The following is a 20008-nucleotide window of genomic DNA, read 5'->3' as shown; positions in this document are numbered from 1 at the left end:
TTAACCTGCCACTAGTTTAATCAACGACCTTGCCACCCGATCCGGCACCCACTGCCTGAGAACATAAAAGCCCGAATCCACCGCATTCACGCCGTAGTGCATCCGGGCCTTGTCATAGCGATTCTTCGGGTGCACCGCGCGCCAGACAGCGTCGGCGACCTGCTCAGGGGTCAGGTTTACACCGAGTTTGCTTATCGACGATGCACTCACGTGGGATAGCTTCGTCTTCGCCCACAAAGGCATGACGTCAACGCAGCGAATGCCGTCTTTCTCCCATTCCAAAGACAGCGCCTCGGTCATGCCGTAGACGTAGAACTTCGTTGCCGAGTACACAGCGATGTCGGGCTGGCCGAAAATGGCGGAGGCACTGCTCATGCTGACCATCTGGCCTGCCTCGGCGGCCTTGAGATACGGGTGCGCTGCCCGCGCGCCCAACGTAACTCCGGTGACATTGACGTCCACGATCTTTTGTACTTTTTCCGGATCCGCGTCGGCAACGGGCCCATCGATGATGATGCCGGCGTTATTGTCGAACACGTCGAGGGTGCCGCCGGTGTGCGAGGTGAACTCGGCTAGTGCCTTGTCCCAGGACTCTGCGTCTGTGACATCGAGGTGCGTTGCGATGAACCGATCATCGCCCTGGGCCCAGTCCGCTTCTTGGAGGTCACCAATGCCGACAAGCCAGCCGGCATCGGCGAATTTTTTCGCCACTTCACGTCCGATGCCTTGGGCACCACCCGAAATAAATATTGATCGCATACGCTTGAGCCTATGACACAGGCCACATTTTCCGCGACACTTTCTGTGACAAACCCAACTACGGGAGCGTCCATCGGAGACGTACCGCTCTACGACGAAACCACGACTCGCGAGGTTTTCCACAAGGCTCGGCTGGCCCAAAAAAGCTGGGCTCAGGTGCCCATCAGTGAGCGTAAAAAGATATTTTTACGCTATCACGACCTAGTTTTGGAACGCCAGGACCAGCTGATGGACTTGATCCAAGCAGAAAACGGGAAGAATCGCCGTTCGGCCTTTGAAGAGGTCCTGGAGAACGCTATCACCGCCCGCCACTACGCCTACGCGACTGGGCGATTGCTGAAAACTAAGCGTGCAAAAGGCGCCCTCCCGATCCTGACGAAGACCGAAATTGAGCATTCTCCCGTCGGAGTCGTAGGAATTATTGCCCCTTGGAATTACCCCCTTACCCTGTCCATGTCTGATGCAATCCCTGCCATTTTGGCGGGCAATTCCGTCGTTCTGAAACCCGATTCCAACACTCCGATGACTGCCTTGTTGGGTGCGGAACTGCTGGCTGAAGCGGGTCTTCCTGGGGGCGTATTCAATGTTGTTCCTGGCTCGGGCAGCAAGGTGGGTCAGACAATCGTCGCTGAGTGCGACTACTTAATGTTCACTGGCTCCACGGCGACGGGACGTCGATTGGCAGCCCAGGCCGGCGAGCGCCTCATCGGATTTTCTGGCGAGCTCGGCGGCAAGAACCCCTTGATCGTCACCGCCGACGCCGACCCCAAAGCCATCGTCCGCGGTGTTCGCGATGCCTGCTTCTCCAACTCCGGCCAGCTGTGCATTTCCATCGAGCGGATCTACGTCCACGAGAACGTGGCCGAAGAGTTCATCGCGGAATTCTCCCAGGCAGTGAACTCGATGGTAATTGCCGCCGACGACTCCTGGGATACGGACATGGGTTCGTTGATTAGCCCCGAGCACACCAACAATGTGGCCGAATTCGTCGAGGACGCAGTATCCAAGGGGGCGACGGTTCTGGCTGGTGGCAAGCGCCTGCCCGAACTCGGTGAGGCTTTCTACGCACCGACAGTATTGATTGATGTCCCGGAATCCGCACGCCTTTTCAGCGAGGAAGTCTTCGGGCCAGTTGTCCGCATTGAAGTTGTGCGCTCCCACGAGGAGGCAATTGAGAAGGCCAACGACACCGAATACGGCCTCAATGCGTCCATCTTCGGCCCTTCGAGAACGGCGCGCGCCATCGCTTCGCAGCTTGAGGCGGGAACCGTCAATATCAACGAAGGCTACGCCGCTGGCTGGGCCAGCCTGGATGCGCCGATGGGCGGGTGGAAGCAATCAGGTGCTGGCCGCAGGCACGGCGATGGTGGTTTACTGAAGTACACGGAGGCACGCACCGTGGCCGACCAACGCCTCACCCCGATTGCTGGACCCGAAAGCATTGGGGCAAAAAGGTGGAATGGCCTGCTCACAGTGGCTCTAAAGGTTGCGCGCGACTACTTGCGCTAACAGGCGTACCGTGAGGCCCATGAACATCAGTGAATTCATTCTTGACCTTGTTCAGCGCACTCGTGGCTCCCTCGAGGGGATCCGCGAGCTCACCCCCATCGAGCTCACTGCCCACCCTGCAGGCCATCCCAATTCCGTGTCTTGGTTGCTCTGGCATGCTGGCCGCGAAATGGACGCCCAGTTCGCTCACCTTACTGGTTCCGCCGAGATCTGGTCTTCGCAGGGCTTCAATTCCCGGTTCGATCTCGGCCCCACCGGCGATTCCATCGGTTATGGCCACTCCCGCGAGGAAGCAGCCAAGATCACCACCACAGATCAGCCCCTGCTGAACGCCTATATTATTGCCGTGCTTGACGGCATTACCCAGCAAGCGAATCAGTGGTCCGACGAGGACTGGAACGTTGTCATCGGCGAGTACAACGGCGAAGAAATTACCCGCTTTGTCCGCACGGTCTCCCTACTCATCGATGCAATCGAGCACTTAGCTCAGGCAATGTACGTCACCGGAATGCCACGCATTGAGGGCAAAGACTAGCCCCATCAATCTCTGTCGAAATTCATAAAGCCTTCAAAGTGATCCGACAAACTTTCAGAGCATCGCCACGGCAAATATTTTTATCTGCCATACTAATAAAACTTACTCTGAATAGCCGAAACCTGTTTGGCAGGAACACATTATGGATCATTTGCAGCTTTCTTCCGAGTTACTCCCTACCACCCCAGCTTTTGTGTTCGATACCCTCCTTCTGGATGAGCTCGTCGGAAGGTTCCAAAAAGCGCTCGACGACCATTGGCCAAATTCGATCTTCTCCTATTCGTGCAAGACGAATTCTTTGCCTTGGTTAATCTCGTACATGCGAGACAAAGGAATTTGGGCTGAGGTCGTGTCTGATGATGAATACGAGCTTGCCCTCGCCCTTGATTACCGGCCAGACAAGATTGTATTCAATGGTCCTGTCAAGGGTCGTGAGCGTTTGCGCTCGGCTCTGCTGGAAGGCTCTGTGATCAACCTTGATTCCAAGCGCGAAATCGCATGGACCGCTGAGCTTGCCCGTGAAATGCCCGAGAAGGAATTCGCGGTGGGGGTGCGCGTCAATTGGGATCTAGAGTCATTTGTGCCCGGTGAAAGCACCGCGGGCAAAGACAACAGCCGCTTCGGTTTCAGCCCGGAAAACGGTGAGTTTGACCAAGCCATTTCTGAGCTCGAGGATGCTGGTGTCCGCATCGCCGGAATTCACATGCATCGCAATTCTTACACCCAAAGTCTTGATGTGTTTAAGGCTTCCTCCGCCGTTGCCACTAAACTCATCAGCTCGCGCAACCTACAGCTCGACTGGATAGATATGGGCGGCGGTTTCTTCGGCAACCTCGAAGGTTCACCTTCCTTCGATGACTACGTCTCTGTCATCTCCGAAGGTCTTTCTTCGGTAGTTGATATCAACAAAACCTGCCTGATCATCGAACCAGGGGCCTCCCTCGTCTCCGTTCCGTTGGAATTTCATTCCACTGTCCTAGATGTCAGGAAGGTCGACGATGACACCCTCATCGTTACCGACGCGAGCAGAACCAACATCGATCCCCTCTATCGTCGGAAACGCCCGTACATGATGAGCACTGACGCAACATCTCCGAACCGTATTGGAAAGCAGCTCATCGGCGGTTTTACCTGCATGGAGGACGATCGAATCACGACAGTTGAAGACGAGGTCGAATTCCAAGTTGGAGATCGCATCGTGTTTTATCGCGTCGGCAGTTACACGATGTGTTTCCAATCAAATTTCATCAATTTCCTCCCCGCGGTCTATGCCAGGGACGCGGAGTCCCTCACTCAGGTCCGTCGGAAATTAGGTGTCAACGACTATTTGCAGGGGAACCAGTGGACAACCGCCGACGGAGGCATCGGCGGTAGGTAGGAGCCTTGAGGCAGCTTGAGGCCGTGGGACTAGCCCCAAGAAAAGAGCGTGCCACTCGAATCGGTGATTTTCACCCCTGGCTTCGGGCTGACCCACAGGTCGACCTGCACCTCGCCGGTTTTATAACTCAGCGTTTCATTGGTGTTTTCTAGCACCTCGACCGGCGTGGTGGCAAGCCACGCGTGACGACGACGAATGCCAATCAATTGCTGGTAAATTTCATACAGCCACTGCCCCGCCGGGGCAAGGTCCTCCGGGGTCTCGGGCAGCGGTGGCCGGACTGGGTCATCGGCAGCAAAGCCTTCGCCCCTCACACCCGTAAAGCCCTGCTCATCTCCGTAGTAGATGCTGGGCATTCCGGGCACGGTAAAAAGGATCGCCGCGGCAAGTACCGCCTTGTCCTGGCCAACAGTTGAAGCAATCCGGTCGACGTCATGGTTTCCCACGAAGGTATTCGTGATCATCGCTTCCGAGAATGTATTGTGTCGACCCAGCGCGTGGACCAGTTCGAAGAAGTTTTCGTCCTTGAGGGAGCTCCAGATTGCCTTCCACAGCTCGTATTGGGTCACCGAGTCTAAGGTGCCATCCTTCGCGATTGCTACGTAGTCTCCGTGGATCACCTCCCCCAGGAAGATCGCCTCCGGATAGTGCTCACGCACCCTCCCGAGCACAGAGCGCCAAAACTCCGAAGGAACGGAATAAGCCACATCGAGGCGCCACCCGGAAATTCCTTTAGCCAGCCAGTATTCCATGATCTCTACAACCATGTCCTGGACCCGCGGGTCAGCGTGGTTGAGAGTAGCCAGCTCTTCGTGGCCCTCCCAACTCGTCTCACCGGCAAGCCCCTCCGCCACCGCCGGGTGGGTGGCCGCGACATGGTTGAACACGCCGTCAAGCATCACTCTGATGCCGCGGGCGTTGCAGGCTTCCATCAACGAATCAAAATCAGCCTCGTTGCCAAGGCGGGAATCAATGGAGAAATGATCCAGGGTGTCATAGCCATGGCTAACCGATTCAAAGATCGGCCCAAGCAGCAGCCCGTTGCAGCCAAGACCGACCAGATAATCCAGCCACGGCTCAAGGCTGGTGAGGCGGTGGCCTGCATCATCGCCGGTGCGATCCCTAATCGGCGCACCGCTTGAACCCAACGGATAGACGTGCCACCAGATAGTACTTTCGAGCATGATCTTCCCCTTCCAGAAGGAACTTGTTGAGTCTTGCTCAGTAATTGCTATTGAGTTTAACTCAGTAGATGTACAATTGTCACCATGGCCTCAACACCGGACCCAGCCCCACGGCGACGCTTAACCGTTGAACAGCGAAAGGAAAGTATCATTTCTGCTGCTGGCACCCTTTTTAGCACCTCTACCTACTCCGAGGTTTCCACCCAGGCCATCGCGTCTGCCTCAGGCACATCACAGGCGCTCATCTTTCATTACTTTGGTTCCAAAGCCGACCTCTACGCCACCTGGGTCTCCGAGGTTCTGCGCGCACTGCTTGATAGTCTGCGTTCCTCCATCACCACCGTAGCCCCCAACACCTCCCGGCGCGACCAGATCCGCATCAGCTTGGAAACCTACCTGGATTTCATCGAAGCCAACCCGTTGACCTGGTCCATTGCGCACCGCGGCGGTGATGAACCAAGCGAAGCTACCAATCTCAGGCTAGAAATCCGCGACGAGCTTCACGACGAGCTCGTGGCCCTGCTCAATCCCGGCAGCGAGCGCGGCAGGTATGCAATAGCCGGATTCATCGGCTTCCTCAATGCAGCCTGCCACGACTGGTCGGATGCGGGCTGCCCTCAGCAGGACCGTGGCCCGTTGATCGATGCTACCCTCGGCTCACTCGAGGGCGCCCTAGGCGATTGGGGCGGTTAAAACCCTAGACGGCAGCCACCGGCTTGCCCACGCCCTCCGTCACCAGAGAAACGAGGCTTTCGCGGATAAATTGCATCCACTCATTGGTGCCCTCGGTGTAATTATCCATATGCTCCTGCAGGCCGCGGTGCGTAAAGGTCAACTCGGTGGCATCGCCCTTTACTTCAAACTCGAACACGAGGTCTGTGTCATTAAATTCATCTACCGGTGAATTGTGCCCCGTCTCCTCAACGTGCCACACGAGTTTTTCATAAGGAACCGCCTCTACGACACGGAACTGGGAGAACTGATCTTTCTCGTTGACCTCGAAGACTTCGCCTTCATGTTCTGCCTTTCCCTTAATCGCGCTGATCCACCACTTCGAAGGATCCGCGATGGCCTCGTACACCTTTTCCACAGGGGCATCGATGGAGACGGTGATGTGGAAGTCTTCCACCTCTTCGGCCTGAGTTCCGTCGGAGTACTCCAGATCCTGCATCATGCTGTCTGGATCATAAATGGCACAACTGTAGCCATCTTCACGCAGCAAGCGCAGCCCCTCTTTGATTATCCTGCGCCCCATCCGGTTAAACCCGGTCACGCGTGAGGTATCCAGTACAATCTTGTCGCTGGTCAAGTGATGTTCGCCAAGTTCATACAGGACATTTTCGGCGGCCGGGAAGTTAATCATTCCCTGAAGTGCGACGACCGTGGCATCTCCCTCGCGCTCGATCGAGCGGATACCCGGCACCGTGTAATACGACGGGCTCATTAGGTGCAGTCCCATTTCCTCAGAGAGACGCTCAAAGGTTTTCACACCGCGCGTCGAATTGCCCTGTTCATCAAGGCGAGGCGACAAAGTGGCAATACCTAACTGCCCAGGCATGGTGCCAATCAGTCCGCCGCCAACACCGGATTTCGCGGGAATTCCCACGTTAGCCATCCAGCGGCCAGCAGCGTTATACATACCGGCGGAACTCATCACGGCAAGCGTTCGTCGTGAAGCATTTTCGCCGAACACCCGCTTGCCTGTCACTGGCTGGATCCCGCCGTTTGCTAGCGTCGCCGCCATGACCGCGAGGTCACGCGTGGTCAGCATGAACGAGCACTGAGCGATGTAGCTGTACACCGCGTCGTGCGCCTCGTTGCCGATAATGTCGTAGCTACGCAACATATGCGCGATAGAGAGATTACGATCGGCGATTTTCATCTCGTCGTCAGTCAGCTCTTGATTGATCTTCATCTCGCGCCCGGCAAGATCGGTGAAAAGCTGTTCGATGCGCTCGATGCGCGCTTCCACCGTCGAGTCGGGCCCGTTGATCAGCTGGTTTACAGCGATCGCGCCCGCGTTGATCATCGGGTTGTCAGGGCGTTTCGACGACTCCTCCAAACTGAGCTCGTTGAATGCCTCGCCGGAGGGCTCGACACCCACGACTTTTGCTACCTCGTCAGGGCCCAATTCCTCGAGCGCGAGCGCGTAAGTAAACGGCTTAGAAATGGATTGGATGGAAAATTCTACGTCATCGTCGCCGACCGAATACACGTGCCCGCTGGTGGTGCACAGTGCCAAAGACAATGAGTCGGGGTTAGCGTACTTGATTTGGGGGACGCCATCGAGCACTTCGCCGCCATCTTGATCGCGGACTTCTTCAAGGATGTCATTCAAGAAATCAGGAATCGGGGTATGCATGGAGCTCAGTGTACGTATTGTGCTGGTGGTGGTCAGGATAAGTAGCTCCCGACCCCACCTGATTTGCGGGGCTTAGCCCCAGGTGACCTCGCCAACGGCCTGGAAAGCCTCACGGCGAGCAACGGTGACACCAAGTTCATAATCCAGCAACTCTGGGTCTGCATCTAGGCCAGCGGCCAGTCGAACCAGGAAGGAGGGCATGTCCGCACCCGCGGCGTGGCAGTAGGGGTAGCCACCTCCGAAGCGTGGGTTGATGTCGATGATGTGCGGTTCGCCAGCCTCGTTCATCCTGAAGTCGGCGTTTACCGGGCCGATTGGGCGCAGCAGCTCACCGAGCTTTTCCATCTCTTTCCGGAACTGGCCACCGTCGGCCGACACAGCAAGATCGGGGTCCCCACCGAACATGACTTCGGTCCGGCGGGCGAGCACGCCGAGCAATTCATGCTTGCCATCCAGCGAAAAGATGCCGTCTACGCCGTACTCCGGACCTGGCAGGAATTCCTGCACGATGACGTAGTCGGCCTCCGGCGACTTTCTACCGTATTCGTTCAATGCGGTCACCGCAGACTGAGCAACCGAAGCCGCGAGGCGATCCGCGGTAACAATGAAGAGACCACTCGAGCCACTGCCGAAGCGGTGCTTAACCACAAACTTGGCCCCCTCTTCAGCAGATGCAACGATTTCATCGACCTGCGTGCCAAGGAAAGTCTCCGCAGCTCCGACACCTATCTCTTGAAGAGCCTGCGCCATACGGTATTTATCCAGCACCAGCTCCTGGGCTTTGTCGTCGATGCCGCCGACAATACAGCCGAGTTCGCGCAGCTCGTTGGCGAGGCCATCAGAGTGGATGCCGAGTTCGTAATCGTTCATGGAAAAGAAAAGGTCAGGGCGCTCCTTCTCCACCCAGTTCCGGATGAAGGTAGGGTACTCCGGCCCGTTGTAGGCTGGAGTGGTGACACCTCGATCGGCTAGGCGCAGGCTCACGGCCGTTGCCCGGTACTCCATTGCAATGACTTCTCCAGGAATGCCCTGTTTCTGCAGCGCCTCCTTAAACCAATCAATGTAATGGGCACGGCGCCCAGAGGACGCAATAACAATTTTTAGACTCTTAGTAGTCACGTGGAGCTCCTTATGGCTCTCGCTGGTAGTTCGAATCCGGCATATCTACTGAGGATTTTTTTAAAGCTGATGCTCAGACTATCGGAAACACTGAGCTGCTGGGACGTATATTGGACATAAAGTACTGCCCACAAAACTACCTGGGCGCCCTAAAGGCGCGAGAAACCTTGCGGTCGGTTTCCTCAACATCACCCAAGCCAATGTATTCATATGCGATACTAGCTCAATAGCAATTTAGTGCTCCTAAGCGACAGGAACCACCCATGGACCAGCTCAAACAACCCCCAAGCATGCTCCCCTCCACCCCTGCGTTTATATTCGATGTTCTCCTTTTGGAAGAACTTGTTGGCCGGTTCCAAAAAGCACTGAACGACCACTGGCCAAATTCGATCCTGGCATACTCCTGCAAGACCAACTCTCTACCGTGGCTGATTTCCTTCATGCGAGACAAAGGCTTGTGGGCAGAAGTGGTGTCTGACACCGAGTACAACCTCGCACTCGCCCTGGATTTCGGCCCTGACGAGATCGTCTTCAACGGTGCGATCAAAGGCCGCGATCGCCTGCGCTCCGCGCTGCTTGAAGGCTCGATCATCAACCTCGACTCCAAGCGCGAAGTAGCCTGGACAGCTGAGCTCGCCCGCGAGATGCCGGAGCGGGAATTCGCGGTGGGCCTCCGTGTGAATTGGGACCTCGAGTCACGTGTGCCCGGAGAAAGTACCGCAGGAAAAGACGCCAGCCGCTTCGGTTTCAACCCAGAAAGCGGTGAGTTCGACCAAGCCATTAAGGACCTCGAGGACGCCGGAGTCCGCGTGGTCGGCCTGCACATGCATCGCAATTCTTTCGTACAGAGCCTTGACGTTTTCAGGGCTTCGGCATCTGTCGCCTCCGAGCTAATTACCTCGCGCAACATGCAGCTTGACTGGATCGATATGGGAGGTGGCTACTTCGGCAACCTCGAGGGCTCTCCCACTTTCGACGAATACGTCACGGTCATCGCCGAGGGCCTATCACCAGTGCTGGATATCAATCGCACCCGGCTTATCGTCGAACCCGGCGCGTCGCTTGTGGCCATCCCGCTGGAGATGCATTCCAGCGTCCTCGACGTAAAGAAGGTCGGGGACAACACATTCATTACCGTTGATGCCAGCCGTACGGACATCGACCCACTTTTCCGTCGCGTCCGTCCCTTCTTGATGTCCACCGATGCGAAAGCGACGAACAGGCTAGACAAACAGGTCATCGGTGGTTTCACCGCCATGGAAGACGATCGCATCACCACTCTTTACAACGAAGTAGAGCTCCAGGTAGGTGACCGCTTAGTGTTCTACCGCGTGGGCGGCTACACAATGAACTACCAAACCATGTTCATCGAGTTCCTCCCCGCCGTCTACGCCCGCGATGCTGACTCTCTCACGCAGGTCCGCCGCAAGTGGGTCACGCAGGACTTTCTCCAAGGAAACGTGTGGACCACCCGTGATGGTGGCACAGGCGGCAGTCTGGAGCTGTAACCGCTAGGCGGACTTCTCAGTATCGGCTCCCGCCACTGCCTCAACCCGCTTGAGATAGCACTCGAACTGATGATGCGAGTGGGTCAGCATTTGGATCTGCTCTTCCATCTTGCGCATCTGCACGCGCAGCTCCCGCTCCATCTCCGGATCCGGGGCAGGCGGTAGTTCTGCCTTTGGGCCCTGCACACAGGGCAAAAGTCGCGCGATCAACTCGGTATTAAATCCGCTGTCAAGCAGACAACGGATCTGGCGGACCTGCTCGATGGTGTCGTCGGCGTAGGTGCGGTAGCCGTTGCTTGAGCGCTCCGAGCTGATCAGGCCCTTCTGCTCGTAATAGCGCAGCTGACGCGGCGTGGTGTCAGTCCGTTCTGCCAATTCGCCGATCTTCATCTCTACCCTCTCCGGAACCTTCTCGCAGTGAATCCCATCACTCGACTTGACCTTAACACCGGTGTCAAGCTTTAACCTGTGCATCATGACAACGAACCAGGATTTCAACCTCACCGGTGCAAACCAAAAACCCCTCTCCGAGCACCCCGGGATGCGCTACGCATACAACCCCAACGGCATGACTATCGGTGTGATTGCCCCCTTCGAAGGATTCCAGGGCCCCGTGCCCACCATGAAGGACCATGCAGAATTAGTCCGCAAGGCCGAAGAAGGTGGCATCGCCCAGTTCTGGGTGCGCGACGTTCCGCTGCTGGATCCCCGCTTCGGAGATACCGGCCAAGTATTTGACACCTACACCTACCTGGGCTACCTCGCTGCGATCACCGAGAAGATCGCACTCGGAACAGCAAGTTCAGTCCTGCCACTTCGCCACCCCCTCGACATTGCGAAAGCCTCTGCCAGCGTGGATCAGCTCTCGGGCGGCCGCTTCACCCTCGGCGTTGCTAGTGGCGACCGCGCCGTGGAATTCCCTGCCTACGGAAAGAATCACGCCGACCGCGGAGAGTTGTTCCGCGAATCCCTGAAATTCATCCAGCGCGCGCAGAATGAGTCTTTCCCCGAAATCAACTCTCCTCTTGGCACCATGCGCGGCGCTGACCTCCTGCCCAAGCCAACCCACCAGCGACTTCCAATCTTTGTCACCGGCACCTCACGCCAGACCCCGGAGTGGATCGCCAAGAATGCCGACGGCTGGCTCTACTACACCCTGCCTCCGCAGCAGCAGGCACAGAACATTGAGGCATGGCGCCAAATGACTGCTCCGAAGGGTGAACCAGGCTGGAAACCATTCAACCAGGCCACCTACTTCGACATCGTCGAGGACCCTAAGGCCACACCAACCCAGATCCACCAGGGCCTACGCCTCGGCCGTGAAGCACTGCTTGAGTTCTTGAAGTACTGGGAGTCCATCGGCATCGATCAGCTGATGATCAACTTCAAATCGTCGACACGCCCTGTCGGAGAGGTCCTCGACGAGATGGCCGAGTACATCCTGCCGCACTTCCCTGCTGGCCAGACCATAGCGCAGACAAACTAACAGACAAACTAAATCGCACTAAATTTTAAGGAGAATTTCCATGCACCACCGCATTGTCTTTGTCAAGAAAATCGCTGCTACCAGCTACGAAAAGTTCCATCTCGACTGGCAAATGGTCCACGCTCCCTTGCTCATGGGCACCGTCAACCTGAAGGGGTACGTGCAGAATCGCCCGGTAGCAGCACAGTGGGGTCGCGGGCTCTACGACGGCATCGCCGAGTTGTACTACGACTCCGCTGAGCTCGAGCAAGAGGCCTTCGACTCGCACCAGTCGAAGATCATTCGCGAACACGAGCACTCTTTCATGGTGGAGGAAGAGACGTTTTCAGCGCTTGTCGACGAGCAGGTGGAACTTGAGGGTCGCCAGACTGCGAACCGGGTCTTCATCTTCGACGGCGACGAAAAGCGCATCCCCGAAGGTCTGGCTGTGCGAGTCAGCCGCCTCCACCTCGATGACGCAGAGACCCACACTAGAGCAAAGAGCATCTTGTCAGTTTGGACGGCTTCTGAGCCCGATGCATTCAAGGTCAAGGATGCGCTCGGTGGCGAATCAGACAACATCGAATCTCTGGTAGTCACCCCAACCCCGATTGTGACTCCACCGATTGCGCCCTATATCGCTTAAAAACTATCGCTTTTAACTGAAGGAGAAATCATGAACTTACACCACCGCATTGCATTTCTGATCCCTCGAGAAGACACCTTCCCCACTGACAGTCCTGAGGCCATGGACAAGTTCCACGAGCACTGGAATAACGCGCACGGCGAGTTCGTCATGCCGGTCACCGACGTGGTCGGCTACGTGCAAAACCGCCCCGTGGACAATCAGTGGCACTGGGACCAGTTCCACGGCATTGCCGAGTTATTCTTTAGCTCCCCCGAGGGCGAAGAAGCCGCATGGGCGCATCAAGCTTGGAAGGCGAAACTGGCACCGGATGAGGAGTACATGTTCGATGTCGAGAACGGCTTCTCTGCCATCGTGGAAAACGTTGAAGAGCTTCGTGCAGGTGAGGTCACCCGCACACGTGTCCTCTCCCTCGGAGGCAGCGTGGAGAATTTGCCGGTCTACCCGCGCATCGGGGCCACCCACCGCATCACGTTATCTGACACGGTGCCCGTCGAAAGCGGATCCAATGAGCTGATTTCCGTGTTCACCCGTGGCCGCGATGAGGCAGAAAAGGTCGCCGGAGTGCTCGGCGGGCGCACCGTCATTGTCGATGCGATTCAGATGATTCGACCAGAGGGATGGCCAAACGTCTAAGTTGCACCTTGCGCGCGCAGCCGCTCGTCGTAAAGCGGGTTTTGTCAAAGCCTTGAAACCCACCGCTCAACGGGGGAAACTAAGGGTATGACTAAGGAGAATCTGACCATCCCTGTCCCCGAGGGCCTTGCCGAGCAGGCGGCACTACTTGGCTCCCCTACCAGCTCGCTTTCTGATGAAGAGGCGCGCGAATTCGTACGAGTTGAGCTGGATAAGCTTGACTTCGATGGCAAGAACGTTGTGGTGGTCATTCCTGATGGCACCCGCTCCGGTCCGCACGGGCTGATGATTCAGTCGGCATATGACGCAATTGCGGATCGTGCGGCATCCATCAAGATTCTTATTGCGCTGGGTACGCACGCAGCCATGGATGAACCCTCTATTGAGAAGCTGCTGGGGGTGGGTCCGGGCGAGATTAAAACCCGCTTCCCCAAGGCGGAGGTGCTCAACCACGATTGGCAGAATCCAGAGGCAATCGTCTCGCTGGGTACCGTGCCGGCTGAGGAAATTGCCCGATTGACCCAGGGGCTGCTTACCGATCGCGCGATGGACGTGCAGATTAATAAGCTCGTGGCTGAAGCTGATGTCAACCTTGTGGTTGGCCCGATCTTCCCGCACGAGGTTGTGGGCATGTCCGGTGGCAATAAGTACTTCTTCCCCGGTTGTTCGGTGCACGACGTGATTGATATTTCCCACTGGGTCGGCGCGCTGATTACGGCTTCGGAGATCATTGGCACGCTCGGCATTACTCCTGTGCGTCAGCTGGTCAACACCGCCTCGGAGATGATCCCGGGCGAGCGCCTAGCCGTAACTTATGTGGCCACCACCGCACCGGACGATACTGTGACGCTGAATTCCATCGCTGTGGGTACCACCGAGGCTGCGTGGGCTGCGAACGCTGAGATTGCACACCAAACCCACATCAAGTTCCTGGACAAACCGGTCAAGCGCATCGTGTCCAAGGTTCCCACCATGTACGAGGATCTCTGGACCGGTGCAAAGGGCGTGTACAAGATGGAGCCCGTGTGCGCCGACGGCGGCGAGATCATCGTCTACGCCCCGCACATCACCCAGATTTCCGAGATGCACCCGGGCCTAGCCGACATCGGCTACCACTGCATCGACTACTTCATTAAGCAGTGGGACAAGTTCAAGGATCATCCGTGGGGCGAGATTGCACACTCCACGCACGTCCGTGGCCTGGGCGAATACAACGAAGAGACCGGCGAAGAGACGCTGCGCACCACGATCACCTTGGCATCGCGTGTGCCACGCGAGGTGTGCGAGGCCTACAACCTCAACTACGCGGACCCGGACACCTTGGACTGGGACGAGTTCGAAAAGGACCCAGATACCTTGGTTGTTGAGCACGCGGGCGAAATCTTGCACCGCCTGAAGTCTCAGCAGAAGTAATTCGAGCACGGGAAACAGTTTGATATGACAAAGTCACGATTCTCTGCCTTTGCCCTGTCCTCAACTACGGCCTTCGCGCTGGTTGCGTGCTCTGATGATTCCGCAACGACTGATTCGCCTACCGATGCGGCAACCGTCACCACGACCGCGGAGGCCGCCGCCCCGACTCCGCAGGAATCCGAACAAGAAACTATCGCCGAATTGGGCGACGATCCAGTCTTCAGCGCGATTGATGCCGTCCTCGCCCAGCACGCAGACGGCGTCATTGTCGACGTCGACCGCGAGGATTCCACCCAGCTCTTCGACATCGATGTTGTCGTCGGCAATGAAGTCATCGAACTCGAAGTCGACGCAACCACCGGCGACATTCGCGAGGATGAGCGCGAAGGCGACGACGATGACATCTAGAAAGTCGCGGCCGCGACCGTCACGGCAGCCGATGCCATCCGCGAAGCACTTGCCAGCCATCCAGAAGGCATCCTCGACGAAGCCGAGCTTGACCAGGACGACGGCCAGTTGAACTGGGAGATCGAGCTCGACGACGCAGATCGCAACGATCTCGCCGAGCTCACCATCCCAGCCAACTAACGCTTTTTCGCTTTACGACGACTGCCACCGCCCCGGCTGGGAGCGGTGGCAGGTCGTGCTCGCTGACCTTAGACGGAGAACGTGGAAACGTTGGTGTCGTCGTCAGACGAGGTGCCCACATAAACGGTGAACTCACCGGACGGGACAACGAAATCGTGCGCCTTCACATCCCACACGCCAAGTGGGTGGTGGGTTGCAGCCGCGTCGATGTCCAGCTCCACTGTGGTGGACTGACCTGGTTCCACCGCGACTTTGGCAAAGCCCACCAGGCGCTTCGGAGGCTGTCCCTCGGAAGGAACGCCCAGGTAGACCTGGACAACTTCTGAGCCTGCAACATCGCCGGTGTTGGACAGCGTGGCCGTGACCTTTACTCCTTCTGCGGAGCCGTCGACGGTGACATCTGAGAGCTCGAAGGAGGTGTAGGACAGGCCATAACCGAAGGCGAAGGCTGGGGTGACGTTGTTCGCGTTGAACCAGCGGTAGCCCATCTCGCGGCCCTCGGAATAGGTAATAGTCTCGTAGCCTTCGCCCAGGTTGACGCCCGGGTAACGCTCCTCGTGGCCCTCACCGATCCAGTCCTGCTCGGTGGCCGGGTAGGTAGTTGGAACCTTGCCGGACGGATTGACGGTACCGAAGACAAGGTCACCGACGACATGGCCGTCTTCTGCGCCCTGGTTCCAGACCTCAAGCACTGTGGAGGCATCCTTGAGCCACGGCATCACCATCGGCGCCGAAGACTTGAGTACCACAACGGTCTTGTCGTTTGCACCAAGCAGCTTGGCTACCATGTCATTTTGACCGTTTGGCATGAGCATAGTTTCGGAGTCTGCGCCTTCGGTAGCAATGAGGCCCGCCATGACGAGCACGACATCGGCATCCTTCGCAGCAGCGACAGCGTCGTCGAGGTTGGACAGATCCTTATCGACGATAAACGAGCTCACCTCGGAATTTCCGCCGAGTTCCTCGATGACATTCTTTAAGCCCGGCTCTGGATCGACTGTGTAGAGCGGATCGACCTTGGAGGAACCGCCACCGCCCTGGCAGGCGAACTCGGCAAACTTGGATTGGCCGACAATGAGAATCTTGCCTGCGTCCTTGCTCAGTGGGAGCAGGTTGTCGTCGTTCTTGAGCAGCACAGCCATCTCTGCGCCGATCTTACGGGAGGTGGCACCGTGGGCCTTCGCGTCGATCTCCTTGGGATCGTAAACCGAATCGAAGTGGCCGAAGCGGAACATCTGGGTGTAGCGACGCACGAGAGCACGGTCCACGACCTCGATCTCGAGCGAGGTGTCCTCAAGAGCAGCCTTAATGTTGTCCTCATTGAGCCACTTGGCATCAGGCATCTCGTGGTCGAGGCCAGCGTTGATCGATGGTGCCGCGGAGCGAGTGGACCAGAAGTCGGACTGGACGTAGCCCTCAAAGCCCCAATCCTTGCGCAGAACATCGTTGAGCAGGTAGCGATTCTCCGTGGCGTAAGTGCCACGAACACGGTTGTATGCACTCATGATGGCGGCAACCTTGCCATCCTTGACCAACATCTCAAATGGCAGAAGATAGAGTTCACGCAGGACATCTTCGTCAACTTCAACGTTGGTACGGAAGCGCTCATATTCCTGGTCGTTGACCACGAAGTGCTTGCCCATGGCGATGACATTGTGGTTCTGGATAGCCTTGGTAACTTCCACGCCCATCACACCCGAAAGGTACGGGTCCTCAGAGAAGTACTCAAAGTTGCGACCAGCGGTCACAGTGCGGTGCAGACACACACCTGGACCTTCGAGTACGTGCTGGCCCAAGTCGGAGGTTTCCTGACCGATGATATTTCCGTATTCGTATGCCAGCTCTGGATCAAAAGAAGCCGCCACGCCGATGGTCATCGGAAGAGCGGTTGCAGGTGGGGATGGGTGTCCATCGCCCATACCAACACCGACTGGACCGTTGGTGATACGGAAGCGTGGGATGCCGAGTTCTTCCAGCTCTGGGACGTGGCGCTCAATCTGCACCTGCGCCATGAGCTGCTCCATCTCTTCATCATTATCGGAATCGCCCATGGAGTTGGAAATGCCGTAGATGTTAATGGTCTCCATGCCACCATGGAGCTGCGCGATCTTCTGCTCCAGGGTCATAGATTCGACGAGCTTTTCAGCCCGTTCTTTGTTTGAGAGTGATTCGTCCATCCATGGACGTTCTGCCGTGGTCATAGCCAAGGTGTCCTTTGCGATTGAGACAAGTGGAGTTGGTTACTTGAATTTTCGAGCTACCTCCAGTCCTATCAAAGTTTGAAAGTTTGCGTCGCTAAATGCTTGAGCCCGCGCATAGATTCACTGGCGCCTGCGCGCCCTGAATATGAGCAACAAAAAATGGTGCCCGGGGACGGGCACCATTGTGAGAGTTGAATGCAAAAGCAGGGCTTGGAACTGTCAGTGACTCCTAGACGGACACCTTCTGTTCTGCCTTCGCTGACGCCGTTGCAGCCTTATCTGCAGGACGTGTCATCAGCTGGTTGCGCACCAGCGTAATCATCAGCCAAATGGTTACACCAGCAACAACTGCATTTAAGCCGAGAAGTGTGTAGTGACCAACAGAGAACTTCTCCACAATGCCATTCTGGATCAGGCCGACATTGATGAAGAACATCGACAGCACGCTCAATCCGACTCCGGGACAAACAAGGGTGAAGGCCGCTGGGGACTTAATCTCTCGGCCGAGCACGTAATCGCGGTAGAAACCGTTGCGACGCATAATCTCATGCCCGATACCGAGGATCCCTAATTGGGCGAGGATCATCGTTGCTAGGAAGATCATCAGAATCGGAGAACTAGCGGGGTGCTCCTGCGGGCCAGCCGGCCCAAGATCGGAAAGAGTCTGCAGCCCGTGGCGGGAACGCAACACTGTAATCGAAGTAAGCGTTATTGTCGGAACCAGCAACCATAGCGTTGCAGAGTTCACGGTTGCCAGGCCATAGCGCAAGATGCTCTGAACGCCAATGATCAGAAAGACCAGGGCCAGCGTCCAGGCGATGACACCGAAGAAAATCGCGCCACTGAGACCCGCTGCTACAACCCAAGTCGCTTCACCCATCGCAGCAGGAGCCGCGAATCCGACCGCGACCATGATGAATGCGAATGGTGCGAGCAGCTGGTTGAGGCCACCGTTAGCCTCGAAGCTAAATTCACCCTTGACCAGGCGCAGGAGGTAATCCAGCATCGTCTTCAGCGCAAGCAAGCCCACGGCAGCATAGGCCAAAAGCGCAAATGGCATGAGTATCTGAAGAACATCCCAGAGACCAGGGATGAGTGCAAGCGCGGCGACGAAGATGCCATTGATGCTCATACCAAGAGTCAGTGGCACCGCCATAAGGGTGACTTCCGCGTTGGTGGTGCGCAGCTTTCGGTAAGCGTCCGTCTTCCGGAAGGCTGCATACTCCCTCAGGTTCCAGGCGAGAAGCAAGAAGTGAATGGTCACGAAGATAATCAATCCGATGTAACCCACGATGATCGCGGACTTCATGAACGCATCGCCAGAGGAATAAGCCGCCGAAATGGTCTCGAAGTTGGGCATCGGTGTGTCAGGGTGGGGAGTGATGTGCATGAAGATCATGAAGAAGAAGACCGACATTCCACCGAAACCTAACGAGGCGAGGAAGTAGAGTGGCGAATATTTTTCGCCGAGATTCTTAATCACTGTTGCGCTCCTTGCGCTTAAAGAGGAAAGTTCCTATACCCCGTAGGGTATCCCGAATTAAGGTAGCAGCCTGGACGCTCCCCCGAAACTCTTATACCCCTGGGGGTATTTATCTTCCTTCTTCACAGTCAAGACTTATTTGACCAAGAACGCTCCGTCCACTCCCGGCTTTATCCCAGTTCACCGACGTAGCTAGTCACTTTTTAGTTTGTCGCCGACAGCAAACCGGTTGGGCGGCACTTGATTAACCATCACGCGAATGGTGGATAACGGTGTATCCAGCGTCTCGGAAGCCGTCCTAGCCACCGCCCGGATAAAGTTCTCCACTACCTCATCTTCTCGACCTTCAACGAGGGTTACTTGAATAATTGGCATCGCAGATCTCCTTAATGTTTCTAATTTTCTATGTTTTTAAGCTGTCTGGTCAGTCAGCAATACGCGCGCTCAGCTCGGGGAAACCGGCCACCCGAGCAGTGAATGTCTGGCCTGGCTCCACCAAAACCGCAGGCGTCATCGCCCCAGCGAGGATGACGCTGTCCGCCTCCAAGAGAAATCCTTGGCTGAGGACCATCTTGGCCAGCTCGGGGAACGCATTCTCAGGGTTGCCAAGGATCGCGTCGGTAGACGCTTCGTGGATCAGCTCACCTTTGACAAGAAACTCAGCCGAGCGCCCCGCGAGCTCCATGGGATAGTCAAGCCACTCCCCGATCAGGAAGCCGGCTGCCGAAGTATTGTCGGCAATGACATCGGTGAGGGTGAACTTGAAATCGATATAACGAGAGTCAATCAGTTCCATCCCCACTGCGACTTTATCTACGGATGATCGGATATCCTCCGCTAGTTCAGCCACGGTCGTCTCTGGGCCATAATCGACTCGGCGGGCCAGATGTAAAACTAGCTCCGGCTCGAGTTTGGGGTGGATGTATCCATCCAAAGCAATCGGGTCAGCCGGATCCAGCTGCATTCCATCAGTGAGCTGACCGACGATGATCGAATCCACTCCCATCTGCTCCATCTTCGACCGAGAGGTGAACCCAAGTTTGAGCCCAGACAGCTTCTCACCCTTGGATAACCGGTGCTGAACTACCAGCCACTGCACGGCATAGGCCTCGTCGATACTTAATTCACCAAGCCCATGAATATCGGTAGCGGTATCAACCGCCCGAGCCAGTGTCCCCGCGTGGTTTTCAATAATGTCTTGCCTGATGCTATTCATTTCCGT

At 56.6% G+C, this 20008-nt stretch carries 19 protein-coding genes and 2 pseudogenes; 11 read left to right on the top strand and 10 right to left on the bottom strand.

Translation table 11 applies throughout. From position 1 onward, the window contains the following. A complete protein-coding gene (locus ACXZ66_RS01025; protein ID WP_458749868.1) occupies positions 1-759 on the bottom strand; it encodes an SDR family oxidoreductase in 759 nt (252 codons plus the stop codon). Between the two features lie 12 nt (positions 760-771). Between ACXZ66_RS01025 and ACXZ66_RS01020 the strand changes: the two genes are divergently transcribed. From ACXZ66_RS01020 to ACXZ66_RS01010, 3 genes are all read left to right on the top strand, one after another. Continuing rightward, the gene (locus tag ACXZ66_RS01020) at positions 772-2268 is read left to right on the top strand and encodes a succinic semialdehyde dehydrogenase (RefSeq protein ID WP_458749866.1); all 1497 of its coding nucleotides are present in this window, start codon (positions 772-774) and stop codon (positions 2266-2268) included. Between the two features lie 19 nt (positions 2269-2287). Then, positions 2288-2803 carry a hypothetical protein gene (locus tag ACXZ66_RS01015; protein WP_458749864.1) on the top strand — a complete coding sequence of 172 codons (516 nt, stop codon included), beginning with the start codon at positions 2288-2290 and terminating at the stop codon, positions 2801-2803. Between the two features lie 142 nt (positions 2804-2945). Then, positions 2946-4181, top strand: coding sequence for a type III PLP-dependent enzyme domain-containing protein (locus ACXZ66_RS01010; RefSeq protein WP_458749862.1), 1236 nt, complete (start codon positions 2946-2948; stop codon positions 4179-4181). Between the two features lie 29 nt (positions 4182-4210). Here the strand turns inward: ACXZ66_RS01010 and ACXZ66_RS01005 are convergent, their stop codons facing one another. Then, on the bottom strand, positions 4211-5365 hold the full coding sequence (locus ACXZ66_RS01005) for an alpha-amylase family protein (RefSeq protein WP_458749860.1): 1155 nt from the start codon (positions 5363-5365) through the stop codon (positions 4211-4213). 84 nt (positions 5366-5449) lie between these two features. Between ACXZ66_RS01005 and ACXZ66_RS01000 the strand changes: the two genes are divergently transcribed. After that, the gene (locus ACXZ66_RS01000; protein WP_458749858.1) at positions 5450-6058 is read left to right on the top strand and encodes a TetR/AcrR family transcriptional regulator; all 609 of its coding nucleotides are present in this window, start codon (positions 5450-5452) and stop codon (positions 6056-6058) included. 4 nt (positions 6059-6062) lie between these two features. Here ACXZ66_RS01000 and ACXZ66_RS00995 read toward each other — a convergent pair whose 3' ends face one another. The 3 genes and pseudogenes from ACXZ66_RS00995 to ACXZ66_RS00985 form a co-directional block, all read right to left on the bottom strand. After that, positions 6063-6455 (bottom strand): SRPBCC domain-containing protein, encoded by a 393-nt coding sequence (locus ACXZ66_RS00995; protein ID WP_458751418.1) that lies wholly within the window; start codon positions 6453-6455, stop codon positions 6063-6065. Positions 6456-6485: 30 nt separating this feature from the next. Then, positions 6486-7727, bottom strand: a pseudogene (locus tag ACXZ66_RS00990) (glutaminase); the annotation flags it as partial. A 72-nt stretch (positions 7728-7799) separates the two neighbouring features. Further along, positions 7800-8846 (bottom strand): ATP-grasp domain-containing protein, encoded by a 1047-nt coding sequence (locus ACXZ66_RS00985; protein ID WP_458749856.1) that lies wholly within the window; start codon positions 8844-8846, stop codon positions 7800-7802. Between the two features lie 263 nt (positions 8847-9109). Here ACXZ66_RS00985 and ACXZ66_RS00980 point away from each other — a divergent pair, with 263 nt between their 5' ends. Then, on the top strand, positions 9110-10354 hold the full coding sequence (locus ACXZ66_RS00980) for a type III PLP-dependent enzyme domain-containing protein (RefSeq protein ID WP_458749855.1): 1245 nt from the start codon (positions 9110-9112) through the stop codon (positions 10352-10354). Between the two features lie 3 nt (positions 10355-10357). On the opposite strand, the gene ACXZ66_RS00975 is transcribed toward ACXZ66_RS00980, so the two are convergent. Next, the gene (locus ACXZ66_RS00975; RefSeq protein WP_458749853.1) at positions 10358-10831 is read right to left on the bottom strand and encodes a MerR family transcriptional regulator; all 474 of its coding nucleotides are present in this window, start codon (positions 10829-10831) and stop codon (positions 10358-10360) included. On the opposite strand from ACXZ66_RS00975, the gene ACXZ66_RS00970 reads away from it, so the two are divergent. From ACXZ66_RS00970 to ACXZ66_RS00945, 6 genes and pseudogenes are all read left to right on the top strand, one after another. Continuing rightward, positions 10830-11840 (top strand): LLM class oxidoreductase, encoded by a 1011-nt coding sequence (locus ACXZ66_RS00970; protein WP_458749851.1) that lies wholly within the window; start codon positions 10830-10832, stop codon positions 11838-11840. The two genes, ACXZ66_RS00975 and ACXZ66_RS00970, sit on opposite strands and share 2 nt — an antisense overlap. 40 nt (positions 11841-11880) lie before the next feature. Further along, positions 11881-12465 carry an EthD family reductase gene (locus ACXZ66_RS00965; protein WP_458749850.1) on the top strand — a complete coding sequence of 195 codons (585 nt, stop codon included), beginning with the start codon at positions 11881-11883 and terminating at the stop codon, positions 12463-12465. Between the two features lie 30 nt (positions 12466-12495). Then, the gene (locus ACXZ66_RS00960; protein WP_458749848.1) at positions 12496-13101 is read left to right on the top strand and encodes an EthD domain-containing protein; all 606 of its coding nucleotides are present in this window, start codon (positions 12496-12498) and stop codon (positions 13099-13101) included. Between the two features lie 87 nt (positions 13102-13188). Further along, a complete protein-coding gene (locus ACXZ66_RS00955; RefSeq protein ID WP_458749846.1) occupies positions 13189-14514 on the top strand; it encodes a lactate racemase domain-containing protein in 1326 nt (441 codons plus the stop codon). Between the two features lie 24 nt (positions 14515-14538). After that, positions 14539-14922, top strand: coding sequence for a PepSY domain-containing protein (locus tag ACXZ66_RS00950; protein ID WP_458749844.1), 384 nt, complete (start codon positions 14539-14541; stop codon positions 14920-14922). Between the two features lie 30 nt (positions 14923-14952). Further along, positions 14953-15102, top strand: a pseudogene (locus tag ACXZ66_RS00945) (PepSY domain-containing protein); the annotation flags it as partial. 68 nt (positions 15103-15170) lie between these two features. Here ACXZ66_RS00945 and ACXZ66_RS00940 read toward each other — a convergent pair. From ACXZ66_RS00940 to ACXZ66_RS00925, 4 genes are all read right to left on the bottom strand, one after another. Continuing rightward, on the bottom strand, positions 15171-17303 hold the full coding sequence (locus ACXZ66_RS00940; RefSeq protein WP_458749842.1) for a beta-glucosidase: 2133 nt from the start codon (positions 17301-17303) through the stop codon (positions 15171-15173). 229 nt (positions 17304-17532) lie between these two features. After that, complete coding sequence (locus ACXZ66_RS00935; protein ID WP_458749840.1) at positions 17533-18786, bottom strand: TsoY family (seleno)protein; 1254 nt, start codon at positions 18784-18786, stop codon at positions 17533-17535. Positions 18787-18978: 192 nt separating this feature from the next. Then, positions 18979-19161 (bottom strand): tautomerase family protein, encoded by a 183-nt coding sequence (locus ACXZ66_RS00930; RefSeq protein WP_458749838.1) that lies wholly within the window; start codon positions 19159-19161, stop codon positions 18979-18981. Positions 19162-19210: 49 nt separating this feature from the next. Beyond that, the gene (locus ACXZ66_RS00925; RefSeq protein ID WP_458749837.1) at positions 19211-20002 is read right to left on the bottom strand and encodes a 2-keto-4-pentenoate hydratase; all 792 of its coding nucleotides are present in this window, start codon (positions 20000-20002) and stop codon (positions 19211-19213) included. Between the last annotated feature and the right edge of the window lie 6 nt (positions 20003-20008).

The organism is Corynebacterium sp. S7 (genome assembly GCF_054401105.1).
The sequence above is the reverse complement of the archived record's forward strand: the minus strand, read 5'-3'. Positions and strand labels throughout refer to the sequence as shown.

What these genes read in the sequence shown, in the direction of transcription:
- ACXZ66_RS01025 (WP_458749868.1), bottom strand. Translation starts at nt 759, where the DNA reads ATGCGATCAATATTTATTTCGGGTGGTGCCCAAGGCATCGGACGTGAA.
- ACXZ66_RS01020 (WP_458749866.1), top strand. Translation starts at nt 772, where the DNA reads ATGACACAGGCCACATTTTCCGCGACACTTTCTGTGACAAACCCAACT.
- ACXZ66_RS01015 (WP_458749864.1), top strand. Translation starts at nt 2,288, where the DNA reads ATGAACATCAGTGAATTCATTCTTGACCTTGTTCAGCGCACTCGTGGC.
- ACXZ66_RS01010 (WP_458749862.1), top strand. Translation starts at nt 2,946, where the DNA reads ATGGATCATTTGCAGCTTTCTTCCGAGTTACTCCCTACCACCCCAGCT.
- ACXZ66_RS01005 (WP_458749860.1), bottom strand. Translation starts at nt 5,365, where the DNA reads ATGCTCGAAAGTACTATCTGGTGGCACGTCTATCCGTTGGGTTCAAGC.
- ACXZ66_RS01000 (WP_458749858.1), top strand. Translation starts at nt 5,450, where the DNA reads ATGGCCTCAACACCGGACCCAGCCCCACGGCGACGCTTAACCGTTGAA.
- ACXZ66_RS00980 (WP_458749855.1), top strand. Translation starts at nt 9,110, where the DNA reads ATGGACCAGCTCAAACAACCCCCAAGCATGCTCCCCTCCACCCCTGCG.
- ACXZ66_RS00970 (WP_458749851.1), top strand. Translation starts at nt 10,830, where the DNA reads ATGACAACGAACCAGGATTTCAACCTCACCGGTGCAAACCAAAAACCC.
- ACXZ66_RS00975 (WP_458749853.1), bottom strand. Translation starts at nt 10,831, where the DNA reads ATGATGCACAGGTTAAAGCTTGACACCGGTGTTAAGGTCAAGTCGAGT.
- ACXZ66_RS00965 (WP_458749850.1), top strand. Translation starts at nt 11,881, where the DNA reads ATGCACCACCGCATTGTCTTTGTCAAGAAAATCGCTGCTACCAGCTAC.
- ACXZ66_RS00960 (WP_458749848.1), top strand. Translation starts at nt 12,496, where the DNA reads ATGAACTTACACCACCGCATTGCATTTCTGATCCCTCGAGAAGACACC.
- ACXZ66_RS00955 (WP_458749846.1), top strand. Translation starts at nt 13,189, where the DNA reads ATGACTAAGGAGAATCTGACCATCCCTGTCCCCGAGGGCCTTGCCGAG.
- ACXZ66_RS00950 (WP_458749844.1), top strand. Translation starts at nt 14,539, where the DNA reads ATGACAAAGTCACGATTCTCTGCCTTTGCCCTGTCCTCAACTACGGCC.
- ACXZ66_RS00940 (WP_458749842.1), bottom strand. Translation starts at nt 17,303, where the DNA reads ATGACCACGGCAGAACGTCCATGGATGGACGAATCACTCTCAAACAAA.
- ACXZ66_RS00930 (WP_458749838.1), bottom strand. Translation starts at nt 19,161, where the DNA reads ATGCCAATTATTCAAGTAACCCTCGTTGAAGGTCGAGAAGATGAGGTA.
- ACXZ66_RS00925 (WP_458749837.1), bottom strand. Translation starts at nt 20,002, where the DNA reads ATGAATAGCATCAGGCAAGACATTATTGAAAACCACGCGGGGACACTG.